Origin of the sequence: Methylophaga sp., assembly GCF_048266885.1 — a bacterium.
In the GTDB taxonomy this organism is placed as follows: Bacteria; Pseudomonadota; Gammaproteobacteria; order Nitrosococcales; family Methylophagaceae; genus Methylophaga.
In genome coordinates this window covers 1-10,413 of sequence record NZ_JBLWYR010000011.1, presented here as the reverse complement: position 1 = coordinate 10,413, position 10,413 = coordinate 1, and the positions used below count along the sequence as shown (strand labels likewise).

Annotated in this window: 10 protein-coding genes; 8 read left to right on the top strand and 2 right to left on the bottom strand. The window is 42.2% G+C overall.

Annotation, left to right across the window (positions count from 1 at the left end):
* The first annotated feature begins 20 nt into the window (after positions 1-20).
* The 5 genes from bamA to lpxA all read left to right on the top strand — a co-directional run bounded on the left by bamA (position 21) and on the right by lpxA (position 5,159).
* Positions 21-2,297 carry an outer membrane protein assembly factor BamA gene (bamA, locus tag ACN0V2_RS06915; protein WP_417550070.1) on the top strand — a complete coding sequence of 759 codons (2,277 nt, stop codon included), beginning with the start codon at positions 21-23 and terminating at the stop codon, positions 2,295-2,297.
* Positions 2,298-2,318: 21 nt separating this feature from the next.
* Positions 2,319-2,819, top strand: a complete 501-nt coding sequence (locus ACN0V2_RS06910) for an OmpH family outer membrane protein (RefSeq protein ID WP_417550069.1) — start codon at positions 2,319-2,321, stop codon at positions 2,817-2,819.
* A 10-nt stretch (positions 2,820-2,829) separates the two neighbouring features.
* Positions 2,830-3,846, top strand: coding sequence for a UDP-3-O-(3-hydroxymyristoyl)glucosamine N-acyltransferase (gene lpxD / locus ACN0V2_RS06905; protein WP_417550068.1), 1,017 nt, complete (start codon positions 2,830-2,832; stop codon positions 3,844-3,846).
* Positions 3,847-3,942: 96 nt separating this feature from the next.
* Positions 3,943-4,392: a 3-hydroxyacyl-ACP dehydratase FabZ gene (fabZ, locus tag ACN0V2_RS06900; RefSeq protein WP_417550067.1), complete on the top strand. Its 450-nt coding sequence runs from the start codon at positions 3,943-3,945 to the stop codon at positions 4,390-4,392.
* Complete coding sequence (lpxA, locus tag ACN0V2_RS06895; protein WP_417550066.1) at positions 4,389-5,159, top strand: acyl-ACP--UDP-N-acetylglucosamine O-acyltransferase; 771 nt, start codon at positions 4,389-4,391, stop codon at positions 5,157-5,159. Before fabZ ends, lpxA begins: the two co-directional genes overlap by 4 nt.
* Positions 5,160-5,193: 34 nt before the next feature.
* On the opposite strand, the gene ACN0V2_RS06890 is transcribed toward lpxA, so the two are convergent.
* Positions 5,194-6,378 carry an ammonium transporter gene (locus tag ACN0V2_RS06890; RefSeq protein ID WP_417550065.1) on the bottom strand — a complete coding sequence of 395 codons (1,185 nt, stop codon included), beginning with the start codon at positions 6,376-6,378 and terminating at the stop codon, positions 5,194-5,196.
* A gap of 295 nt (positions 6,379-6,673) precedes the next feature.
* On the opposite strand from ACN0V2_RS06890, the gene ACN0V2_RS06885 reads away from it, so the two are divergent.
* Genes ACN0V2_RS06885 through der form a run of 3 tightly spaced genes read left to right on the top strand, consistent with a single transcriptional unit; the run spans position 6,674 to position 9,895 of the window.
* Positions 6,674-7,315 (top strand): YfgM family protein, encoded by a 642-nt coding sequence (locus tag ACN0V2_RS06885; RefSeq protein ID WP_417550064.1) that lies wholly within the window; start codon positions 6,674-6,676, stop codon positions 7,313-7,315.
* Entirely contained in the window at positions 7,287-8,474 is a 1,188-nt protein-coding gene (bamB, locus tag ACN0V2_RS06880) for an outer membrane protein assembly factor BamB (RefSeq protein WP_417550178.1), read from the top strand. The genes ACN0V2_RS06885 and bamB overlap by 29 nt, the downstream gene beginning before the upstream one ends.
* A 2-nt stretch (positions 8,475-8,476) precedes the next feature.
* Positions 8,477-9,895 carry a ribosome biogenesis GTPase Der gene (gene der / locus ACN0V2_RS06875; RefSeq protein WP_417550063.1) on the top strand — a complete coding sequence of 473 codons (1,419 nt, stop codon included), beginning with the start codon at positions 8,477-8,479 and terminating at the stop codon, positions 9,893-9,895.
* 31 nt (positions 9,896-9,926) lie between these two features.
* On the opposite strand, the gene ACN0V2_RS06870 is transcribed toward der, so the two are convergent.
* On the bottom strand, positions 9,927-10,265 hold the full coding sequence (locus ACN0V2_RS06870; RefSeq protein ID WP_417550062.1) for a hypothetical protein: 339 nt from the start codon (positions 10,263-10,265) through the stop codon (positions 9,927-9,929).
* Between the last annotated feature and the right edge of the window lie 148 nt (positions 10,266-10,413).

Sequence of the window (10,413 nt, the reverse complement as noted above, 5' to 3'; positions counted from 1 at the left end):
TGACTGACTGTAAAACAATAATGAAACAAATCATCACAGCATTGACGCTCATCTGGTTATCCTCCGCAGCTTGGGCTGAGGAATTTATCATTAAAGACATCCGTGTTGAGGGTCTACAACGGATCTCTGCAGGAACGGTTTTTAACTTCTTACCGGTCAAGGTAGGTGATGAGCTGACAGATAACGATGTCAGAGGCATCATTCGTTCTCTGTTTAAATCAAAATATTTCAATGATGTACAGGTTGAGCGTGATGACGGTGTATTGGTCATCAAAGTTAGTGAACGTCCCGCTATTTCCAGTATTGAATTTGTCGGTAACAAAGATCTAGACAGTGATGAGCTGACTAAATCGTTGCGTCAAATTGGTTTTGCAGAAGGCCAAGTGTTTGAGCAAGCTATGTTGGAACGAGTTGAGCTTGAATTACAACGTCAGTATTTCAGCCGTGGTAAATACGGGGTTAATATTGATTCAGAAGTTACCCCCTTGTCGCGTAACCGAGTTGCGGTGCGTATTAACATGGCGGAAGGGGTGGTGGCGACTATTGGTGAAATAAATATCGTTGGCAATGACTCTTATGAAGATTCAGAGTTGCTAGAGGAATTAGAATCAACCACTGGTGGTTGGTTATCATCCCTAACCAAAGACAACCAATATTCACGTCAAAAATTATCTGCTGATCTTGAAACCTTACGTTCATTTTATCTAGATCGAGGCTATGTAGATTTCACTGTTGAATCGACCCAAGTCACAATTTCAGATGATAAGAAACAGATGTTTATTACTGTCAATATTGCTGAGGGTGAACGTTATAAAATTAATGAAGTAAGACTCGCGGGCAATCTGATTGTGCCTGAGGAAGAATTGTTCGATTTGGTCACTATTCGTAAAAACTCTGTATTTTCAAGAAAGGCGATTACTTCCAGTTCGGAAAGACTGACTGATCGTTTAGGTAATGATGGTTATGCGTTTGCAAACGTTAATGCTGTACCTGACATTGACCGTGAAACGCGGGAAGTAGACCTGACTTTCTTTGTTGATCCTGGCAGACGAGCTTATGTAAGACGTATCAATATTTCTGGCAACAGTAAAACCCGCGATGAAGTATTACGCCAAGAATTGCGGCAACAAGAATCAGCGTGGATTTCGACAGGCGATGTTGAACGGTCTCGCGAACGAATTTCGCGTTTGGGTTATTTTGAAGATGTAAACGTTGAAACAATCCCTGTGGCAGGTACTTCAGATCAGGTTGATCTCGACTTTGCTGTCACCGAAATGGCGTCTGGGAGTTTGTCTGCAGGTGTTGGTTATTCACAGTCTGACGGTATTATTTTTAACGCTAACGTGACCCAGAAAAACTTCTTTGGTAGTGGTAAGCATGTTCGCTTTGGTTTCAATAACAGCCGAGTCAATACTGTCTACAGCTTTGGTTATACCAATCCCTTTGCCACAGTTGATGGTATCAGTCAGGGCTATAATCTGTTCTACCGTGAAACAGATGCTTTTGAAGCTAATATTGCTAACTACACCACGGATGTTTTTGGCGGAGATATTAATTTTGGCATACCAATTTCAGAAAATAACCGAATAAACCTGGCCTTCGGCTATGAAAACACCCAATTAGACGTTCCAAGTAATAATGACATTACGCGTTATGATGATTTTATTGAAACGGAAGGGGATTCATTCCACGCGTTCCCTGTTACGCTCGGTTGGTCAAGCGATACTCGCGACAACGCCATACTACCTACCAGAGGCCTATCGCAAAGTCTCTCAGCTGAAGTAGCTACCCCAATTGGTGATTTGCAGTATTACAAACTGCGTTATCGCAATAATTGGTATACCCCAATTAATGACACGTTTACTTTTGCCTTGAGAACAGACCTTGGCTACGGTAAAGCTTATGGTGACAGCGAACAGTTTCCATTCTTCCAGAACTTCTATGCTGGTGGTATTCGCAGTGTAAGAGGTTTTAGAGCAAATACATTGGGTGTTCGTGAAGCGGATCAACCCCTCGGCGGTAACATGATGGTCACGGGTGGCGCAGAGATTATTTTCCCAATCCCATTCATGAAAAAAGCGTTACGCTCATTCCGCTTGAGCACATTCGTGGATGTGGGTAACGTATATGATGTCGAGGAAAGTTTTGAAGCTGATTTGTTGCGTTATTCAACCGGGCTTTCAGCAATTTGGATTTCGCCATTTGGTGCAATGTCGTTTAGTATTGCCGCTCCTTTGCGTGATCAACCGGATGATGAGACCGAAATATTCCAGTTTTCATTGGGATCGACATTTTAAATTTAACTATCGGAGTTAAGAGTGAAAAACATCAAGATTGTTGGCCTGTTGTTGGCTTCTTTAATGGTCAGCCCAGTATTTGCTGAAGAAATGAAAATCGGCGTAGTTAATGCCAGTGTTGTATTAGATCAATCGCCACAAAAAGAACGTGCTTTAGCCCGATTGGAAAAAGAATTTTCAACTCGTAGCAAGTCACTCGAAAACAAACATAAAGAATTACGCGCTGCGCAGGATAAATTAAATCGTGATGCAGCAGTACTCAGCAATGAAGATCGTCAAGTTCAAGAACGTAAGATCATCAATGATCAACGTGAACTGAAGCGTCTGCAAGATGAATACAGTGAAGACTTATCTATTCGTCGTAATGAAGAATTACGCAAATTAGAAGAAGAAATTGCAGAAACGATTGTTGAACTTGCTAAAAAAGAAGCTTATGACTTGGTACTTTACCAAGGTGTTATTTTCGCCAGTGAAAAAGCAGATTTAACTGCTAAGGTGCTGGAAAGACTGAAAACGAAATAAGAGTCTGGATGTGGTCTGGACTTTAGAAAAAATTGCATCTGAAATTGATGCGAAGCTTGTTGGTGAAGCAGAAAAAATTATAACAGGTGTTGGTACATTGCATAACGCTACGGATACCGATATCAGTTTTTTAGCTAATCCTAAGTACCGTCAGTATCTTAAGTCTACTACAGCAGGTTGTGTGATTGTTTCTCCTGCTGATTTAGCTGAAGTTAACACTAATGCTTTAGTCATTGAAGATACATACGTTGCTTATGCCAAAGTGGCTTCGTTGCTATATCCTGAAGAACAACCCGATACTGGAGTTCATCCAAGTGCTGTAATTGGTCACAATTGCAGCATTGCTGATTCTGCAAGAATTGCTGGTCAAGTGTTTATTGGCTCTAATGTCCAGATTGGAGAAAACGTTATTATTGGTCCTGGCTGCATCATTGATAATGATGTCGTTATAAAGGCTAATAGCATGCTTGTTGCAAACGTCACTTTATGTCGAAAAGCAATAATCGGCGAGCGCGTTCGTATCCATCCTGGCGTTGTAATCGGTGCAGATGGTTTTGGTATTGCTAACAATAATGGTCAATGGCTGAAAATTCCACAAGTGGGTAAAGTCATAATTGGTAACGATGTAGAAATCGGTGCTAACACAACCATTGATCGTGGCGCGATTGATGACACCATCATCAGTGATGGTGTCAAACTAGATAATCAAATTCAAATTGGTCATAACGTTTTCATCGGCGAACATACAGTTATCGCTGGTTGTGTCGGTATTTCTGGTAGTACTCGAATTGGTTCGCATTGTGCTATAGGTGGTGGTACTGGTATTGCTGGTCATATTGAAATCACAGATGGTGTTCAACTCACCGGTATGAGTATGGTGACTAAGTCAATTATGATCGCAGGAAGTTATTCTTCCGGGATACCCGTAGAGCCCACCAGAGAATGGCATAGAAATGTCGTTCGCTATAGACAGCTTGATAAATTAAACGACAAACTAAAAAAGTTGGAAGCCAAGTTAGATAAGTGAGTTTTCACAGGTTTATCACAGACTTAGCTTTACCGTAACATGGTCTCAACGTAAGATTATTGCACGCAACGAGATAAATCCTAAAGGATAAAAAGATTGAACACCATTGACATACATGAAATTCAACGCTTGCTGCCACATCGATACCCATTCCTGTTGATTGACAGGGTGATTGAATTTACACCGGGTGAACATCTGGTTGGTATTAAAAATGTCAGTTTCAATGAACCTCACTTTACAGGCCACTTTCCACAGCGCGTGATTATGCCTGGGGTACTCATTCTTGAAGCTTTAGCACAGGCTACAGGCTTACTAGCTTTTAAGACGGCCGATCAAATTCGGTCTGATGAAGCTTTGTATTATCTAGCTGGTATTGACAATGCCCGCTTTAAAAAGCCTGTAGAACCAGGCGATCAGCTGCGTCTTGAAGTTAAGCTGATTAAAAATAAACGTAATTTATGGAAATTTTACGGTCAGGCGACTGTTGACGGCGAGATCGTTGTCAGCGCTGACATTATGTGTGTTAACCAAGAAATGCCTTCGTGATTCATCAAACTGCTTTAATAGACCCAAGTGCTAAAATTGCCGATGACGTTGTTATCGGTGCATACAGTATTGTTGGAGCGAATGTAGAAATCGCTTCCGGCACAGAAATCTCGTCACATGTAGTGATCAATGGACCAACCAAAATAGGTCGAAATAACCGTATATTTCAATTTTCCTCTATTGGCGAAGAGCCCCAGGATAAGAAATATCATAGCGAACCTACCTTGTTGGAAATTGGTGATAATAACCTTATTCGTGAATCCGTAACGATTAATCGAGGCACGGTTCAAGGTGGGGGCATCACCAAGGTTGGTAGTAATAATTGGATTATGGCTTATGTCCATATTGCGCACGATTGCATTATTGGTGACGACAATATATTTGCTAATAATGCTTCGTTGGCAGGACATGTGATTGTCGATCAACATGTGATTTTAGGGGGCTTCACATTAGTTAGCCAGTTTAATCATCTTGGTTCACATTGTTTTAGCGCAATGGGAAGTGTGATTTCGCGTAATGTACCGCCTTATGTATTGGTATCTGGTCATATGGCTGAGCCAGTAGGGATTAATGTTGAAGGCTTGCGCAGACGAGCATTCACCGATATCCAGATTAGAAATATTCGTCAGGCTTATAAAGTAGTTTATCGTTCGGGTTTACGTATGGAACAGGCAAGAGAACGCTTAAACGACATCCAGCAAGAAGCAAAAGAATTGGATATATTCATTGAGTTTCTGGACAAACAACAAGGTGGAATCATCCGGTAGTTTCTACCGGATGATTTTTACTCGACAACTGAGTCTAATCGTTAGCAGGAGTTGAGCTGATTTTATGGATGCTCAAATCGGCACCATTAAATTCTTCTTCCTCAGTTAATCTTAAGCCCATAATCGCCTTCAAACCCCCATATACGATAAGGCCTCCTAAAAAGGCAATGCTGACACCAATGGCCGTTCCGATGAACTGAGATGCCAGACTTACGCCGCCCATACCACCCAGAGCTACCTGACCAAAAATTCCAGCTGCAATTGCGCCCCACACACCACACAGACCATGCAGAGGCCAGACTCCTAATACATCGTCAATTTTCCATTTATTCTGTGCTAGGGTGAAAGTAATAACAAATAAACCACCAGCAAGTGCGCCGGTAATCAATGCACCAAGTGGGTGCATTACGTCTGAACCAGCACAGATTGCTACCAAACCTGCTAATGGTCCGTTATGAACAAATCCTGGGTCATTACGGCCAATCAGACAAGCCGCTAATGTCCCACCAACCATCGCCATCAAAGAGTTGATCGCAACTAAACCACTAATGCCTTCAATCTCTTGAGCAGACATCACATTAAAGCCGAACCAACCGACAGTTAGAATCCACGCGCCCAATGCTAAAAAAGGAATATTGGAGGGGGGGTGAGCATAGATTTCGCCTTGTTTGCCATAACGGCCATGTCTTGGCCCCAATAACAATACTGCGGCTAATGCTATCCAGCCTCCAACAGCATGAACCACCACCGAGCCAGCAAAGTCATGGAAACCTGCACCATATTGATTTTCCAACCATGCTTGAATGCCAAATAAACCATTCCAGCTTATGCCTTCAAAAAGTGGGTAAACAAAACCAGCAATTAAAAAAGTCGCAATTAATTGAGGGTTAAACTTTGCACGTTCGGCTATACCGCCGGAAACAATGGCAGGAATAGCGGCTGCAAAAGTGAGTAAGAAGAAAAACTTCACTAAAGCATAGCCATTATTTTCAGCCAGAAGAGGTGAGGGTTCGAAGAAATTCAAACCATAAGCAATGCTATAGCCAATAAAAAAATAGGCAATGGTGGACATGCCAAAATCAGTGATAATTTTTACTAAGGCATTAACCTGATTTTTCTTGCGGACAGTACCGACTTCTAAAAAAGCAAAGCCAGCATGCATAGCCAGCACCATAATGGCGCCGATTAATATAAAAAGTACGTCGCTTGCGTTTTGCACAATGGATTTTCCTTATAATTAGTGTTGAGCAAGCACCAAAATAGCAAGAGTTGCACCAATTTAGACAATTTCATATAAAACAGTCATCTAGTGTTTTTCCGGTCATAAATAATCCCAATAATTGAACTTATATGGTGCATGTTATGGTTTTTAGGCACTTATATGGTGCGGTATGATGGTGCGCGCCGTGGTTAGCACAATTAGCGGATAAACACGTATAATCTGGCACTTTAATTCACTTATGAAATAGTGATGTCTTAACTATCCTTAAATTGCAGTAAGCAAGGAGTAAACGATGGATATCTACGCATCGGATGATGAAAAAGGCGAAGCGATAAAAAGTTGGTGGCGGGAAAATGGCCGATCAGTAATAACCGGTGTGGTATTGGGTGGAGCCGTAATCTTTGGTGGTCGTTATTGGATTAATTTCCAACAAGTGAAGACTGAACAAGCTGCAGCAATGTATCAACAAGTACAGATGAATATTAGTGAAGCTGATTTAACCGCTGCAGAAGACCTGACTCAAGAACTTATGCAATCACATTCTTCAACACCTTACGCTGCTTTTGCTACGCTAGAACTTGCTGCTGAACAGATGCGAAATGATCAAGCACCAGCGGCATTGGAATATTTACAGTGGACAGCTGACAAGGCAACACTTACCGGACAAAAAGATTTAGCCAGATTACGCATGGCTCGAGTATTGGTTGATCAAGGTGAGTATGAAAAAGCCTTGGAATTAACACAACAGACAGTTTCAGAAGCCTTTACGTCATTATTTGCTGAACTTGAAGGTGACATTTATCTTGCTCAAGAAGATAAACAACAAGCCTATGAAGCATATCGCAATGCTATTTCCAGTATGGATGTAGATGATCCACGTAAAACCCTTTTAGAGATGAAGCGTGATGATGTGGCTGTTATCAATGAAGGCTAATCTAATAAAAAACATATTTGTGGGCTTACTGCTCACTACTCTTACGGCTTGTGGAACGGTCAAAGAATTTTTTGCTGCCGATAGCTATGAAGCTCCTCCAACAGAGTTAACGGAGTTTGAGGCTGAATTTGAACCCAAAACTTTGTGGTCAACGAGTACCGGGGATGGTGCTAATACAGCTTATGCGAATCTTGCGCCCTGGTTGCAAGGCAACTTTATTATTACGGTGGATCATGAAGGTGACGTTCGTAGTCATCATGTTGAAAATGGTAAGCGTGTATGGCGTACTAAATTAGATATTCCTATCGCTACCGGGGTAGGTGGTGGTGAAGGTCTGATTATTGTTGGTTCTCAATCCGGCGAAGTAGTGGCTTTGGATGAGAGTTCAGGTGAAGAACTCTGGCGTCAACGTTTAAGTAGTGAAGTGCTGGCCCCAGCAAAAGTGGGTGGCGATAAAGTCGTAGTAAGAACTGCTGATGGAAGGTTAACCGCTATTTCGGCATCTAATGGCAATGTTCTGTGGAATTATCAACGTGCCGTACCGCTTTTAAGTTTACGTGGAGTGAGCTCACCAGTGATTGATGGCCAAACAGTGCTTGCTGGCTATGATAACGGCAAGTTGGTCGCACTTTCGTTAAGTGATGGCAAAGTCATTTGGGAGAAAAGTGTTGCTGTACCAGCGGGACGAACTGAATTAGAACGGTTAGTGGATATTGATGCCGATCTGGTTATCCAGAATGGCATCGTCTATGTCGTTGCTTTTCAAGGTAATATGGCAGCAATGGATGTGGAAACCGGGCAAACCTTTTGGGATAGGGAAATGTCTTCTACCACAGGGCTCGCCGTTGCTCAAAATGACGCAATTTACGTTAGCGACGATGAAAGTTATTTGTGGGCAGTCGCTGATGGATCTGGTGATTCATTATGGCGACAAACACTACTGCTGAGACGGACCATTTCTGCTCCAGTCATTGCTGGCGATTATGTTGTAGTGGGTGATTTTGAAGGTTATCTTCATTGGGTCGCTCGTTCCGATGGCCGTTTCGTTGCTCGTCAAAGACTTGATAAAGACTCTATTCGTAGCCAACCAGTCGTGCGTGATGGTGTGCTCTATGTCATGACTACAGGCGGCAAGCTGTCCGCCATACGGATTCCGTAACTGTGAAACCTGTTATTGCTCTTGTTGGGCGGCCAAATGTTGGCAAATCTACATTATTCAATCGTTTAACCAAAACCCGTAATGCGTTGGTGGCAGATCATGAGGGTTTGACCCGTGATCGTATATACGGCAATGCCCGTCATGATGAAGCAGAATTTATTCTTATCGACACTGGTGGTTTGACCGTACAGGGTGACGATATGTCAGATCTGATGCGTAAACAAGCTGAATTAGCGATTGTTGAAGCAGATCTGATCTTGTTTTTAGTGGATGGTAAAGCTGGTGTTGTGCCGGCAGATGAATTAATTGCTAAGCAATTACGTAATGTAGGTAAACCGGTTTTATTAGTGATTAATAAAACTGAGAGCGAACAACGTGAACTAGCAGCCGCTGATTTTTATCGACTTGGATTGGGTGAACCAGAAGTGATTTCTGCTACTCAAGGCCGTGGCATTAGTAATTTAATGAACACCTTGATGCGAGAACAACCATCAATCCGAATTGTTGAATCGGAGGAAGAAGACGCAGAAGAAGATACATCTGGTGATATTCGACTGGCGGTTGTTGGCAGACCAAACGTAGGTAAATCTACGTTGGTTAATCGATTGTTAGGCGAGGATCGCGTTGTTGCTTTTGATGAACCTGGCACAACCCGCGACAGTATTTATATTCCTTTTGAGAAAGAGGGTACGAAATATATTTTGATTGATACCGCTGGTGTCAGACGTCGTTCTAAAGTATCTGAAGCTTTAGAAAAATTCAGTATTGTTAAGACATTACAGGCTATAGAAGCTGCCAACGTGGTGTTATTGGTGCTAGATGCGCATGATGGGATAGTTGACCAAGATCTGCATTTGGCCGGCTTGATTATTGAAAGTGGTCGTGCTGTGGTGATTGCAGTCAATAAGTGGGATGGTTTAGAGAAGCAAGAACGTGAGTGGGTTGCCACCAATATTGAACGTCGTCTGCCATTTTTAAGTTTTGCTAAAACCCATTTTATTTCAGCTTTACATGGCAGTGGTGTGGGCTTATTACTTAAATCCGTCAAAACAGCTTATGGATCGGCTTTAGCCAAGATCCCGACTCCACAATTAACGCGAGTACTGGAAGAGGCTGTTGCAGACCATCAGCCGCCACTAGTCAATGGGCGCCGTATTAAATATCGCTATGCTCATTTGGGCGGTAAAAATCCTCCTCGCATAATCATTCACGGTAATCAGACGGAAGCGACGCCGAACAGTTATCGCCGATATCTGGAAAATTACTTCCGTACTGCACTTAAACTGCAGGGTACGCCAGTGATGATTGAATTTAAGACCAGTGAAAATCCGTTTCAAGAGCGCAAAAAAAAGCAACCTGAAACTCCACAGGAAAAGCGCAAGCGGGTAATAGCGAGTCGAGCTAAAAAGAGAGAGTCTTAAAAACTTAAATTCTATAGAACAATCAGAAGACTTAGAGTAAGCCTTCATCTTCATTCATTAAATTTTCTAATGAATTAAGATGATGGCGTATTTTTTTACGCTGGACTAATTTGTCACGTGCTGCATCAGGTAAGTCGGTAAATAAAATCACACCTTTGTCTATCAGCGTATTCACCAAGTCTTCGATAACCCTGACCATAGCCATATCTGATGCCGTAAGGATGGTATGAATATCCTCATGTCGATTAGATTGACCAAGAAACTCTAGTAATTCCGGCGCTTGAGGTGAGATATATTGGCTACTATCGCTCTGCGGTGAATTAAATACCCCAATTATCTGGCCCTTCTCATCGCGATCGACATATACCATCTTTATTGTTCTCGCTAATTCAGTTTATGCTACTTTGAGCAAGGTTAAGCGGTCATAGGTTTACAGTAAAGAAAAAAACTGTGAAACTCCTCACATTTTGGTTTGGATAGTATCGTCGGATAACATGGAACATCAAGCAACCAATGAA

Excerpts from the sequence above, each read along its gene's own strand:
- bamA (WP_417550070.1), top strand. The coding sequence starts at position 21 with ATGAAACAAATCATCACAGCATTGACGCTCATCTGGTTATCCTCCGCA.
- ACN0V2_RS06885 (WP_417550064.1), top strand. The coding sequence starts at position 6,674 with ATGGATATCTACGCATCGGATGATGAAAAAGGCGAAGCGATAAAAAGT.
- bamB (WP_417550178.1), top strand. The coding sequence starts at position 7,287 with ATGATGTGGCTGTTATCAATGAAGGCTAATCTAATAAAAAACATATTT.
- ACN0V2_RS06870 (WP_417550062.1), bottom strand. The coding sequence starts at position 10,265 with ATGGTATATGTCGATCGCGATGAGAAGGGCCAGATAATTGGGGTATTT.